The following is a 1,224-nucleotide window of genomic DNA, read 5'->3' on the forward strand; positions in this document are numbered from 1 at the left end:
CCGCCCTTTGAACTTCCCCGTGGCGCATTGCGCCATCCTCTATGCTTCCCCTTTTCCTTCCCGCCTCTCCAGCAAGTATGCCGATATTCCCATGCCGCCATTCCAGACGGCATCAGTGGCCATTTTCGTTGCAGGGGCAAAGGTAAAGACGGGATTAGGAACACAAATTTTTTAGCCACAATCTCCACACTTCGCAGGCTCAGGTAGTATTCTGTCGAAAAAATTTGCTGAACCTACTCCCTAACCTTTGCATGGCCCCCGAAACGAAAACGACCGATGCGCGGTCGGAAGACGTCACAAGGAAACATCGGACATACGGAGAGGCGAAAAGAAAAAGGACTCGACCCGACCCCCACCGAACAAGACAAGTAACAACAACTTAAAAATTGGAAGATATGAGAATGACATTGAACGACATCGGAAAGGCTTTGCGGAAAGTGTTGTCCGCATTAGCGAGAGCGGCATGGGGCATCACCCTTTGCGCAGGAGGTTTGGCGGTAGGTATCGCAGGGGAAATCCTGTTGGGCGTGTTGAACTTCATGTTCGGCATCCTCACCGCACTACTTTCAATAGTGACAATTATTTGGACATTCATTTGGTTATTAACCCTTTAATTCATAAGGATATGGCGAAAAGAAACAGCAAGACGGCAGCGCAGCAATGCAGGTTTTACGAGGTGGACAACATCTTTGAGTATATGGTGGAAACGTACATCAACGGTAACTTTTCCTCATTCAGAAGATTGTACCATGAACTGAACAAGGAAGCGAGAAAGGACTTCATAGACTTTCTTTTAAGCGAGGTAGAGCCAGTCTATTGGAGAGAGATTTTGAAAGAAACCATTTGACAACCCTTTAAGACAGAAGATTATGAGAACGGAAACAAGGACATACGATGTTTATAAGGTGGACGAACTTTCATTCACGGCAAAGGAAAATGCTTACAACCGATGGTTGGCAGGGTATGAATATCCGTGGCAGAGTGAGAACATGGCAACGCTGAAAGCCTTTGAAGGCATATTCAACATACGTGTATGTGATTGGAGATATGACGGCTGCACGTGTTACTACCGTTTCACCTCCAATTACAGCGAGGAAGAGGAAGGACTTTGCGGTGTGCGGTTATTGAAATTCATCGTGAACAACTATTGGCACAGCCTTTTCAAGCCCAAGACCTATTGGCACGGAAAGGACTTCAACAAACAACGCAGAAGCCGCATATCCG

At 46.7% G+C, this 1,224-nt stretch carries 2 protein-coding genes and 1 pseudogene; all 3 read left to right on the forward strand.

Features of this window, described 5'->3' with window-relative positions; translation table 11 throughout:
* Positions 1-395: 395 nt before the first annotated feature.
* The gene (locus B5F34_RS17145) at positions 396-614 is read left to right on the forward strand and encodes a hypothetical protein (protein WP_075318962.1); all 219 of its coding nucleotides are present in this window, start codon (positions 396-398) and stop codon (positions 612-614) included.
* A gap of 11 nt (positions 615-625) precedes the next feature.
* Positions 626-847 carry a hypothetical protein gene (locus tag B5F34_RS17150; protein WP_072543937.1) on the forward strand — a complete coding sequence of 74 codons (222 nt, stop codon included), beginning with the start codon at positions 626-628 and terminating at the stop codon, positions 845-847.
* Between the two features lie 22 nt (positions 848-869).
* Positions 870-1,224 (forward strand): annotated as a pseudogene (locus B5F34_RS17155) (hypothetical protein); the annotation flags it as partial.

Source organism: Mediterranea sp. An20, assembly GCF_002160055.1.
GTDB classification, from domain to species: domain Bacteria; phylum Bacteroidota; class Bacteroidia; order Bacteroidales; family Bacteroidaceae; genus Bacteroides; species Bacteroides avicola.

Excerpts from the sequence above, each read along its gene's own strand:
- B5F34_RS17145 (WP_075318962.1), top strand. The coding sequence starts at position 396 with ATGAGAATGACATTGAACGACATCGGAAAGGCTTTGCGGAAAGTGTTG.
- B5F34_RS17150 (WP_072543937.1), top strand. The coding sequence starts at position 626 with ATGGCGAAAAGAAACAGCAAGACGGCAGCGCAGCAATGCAGGTTTTAC.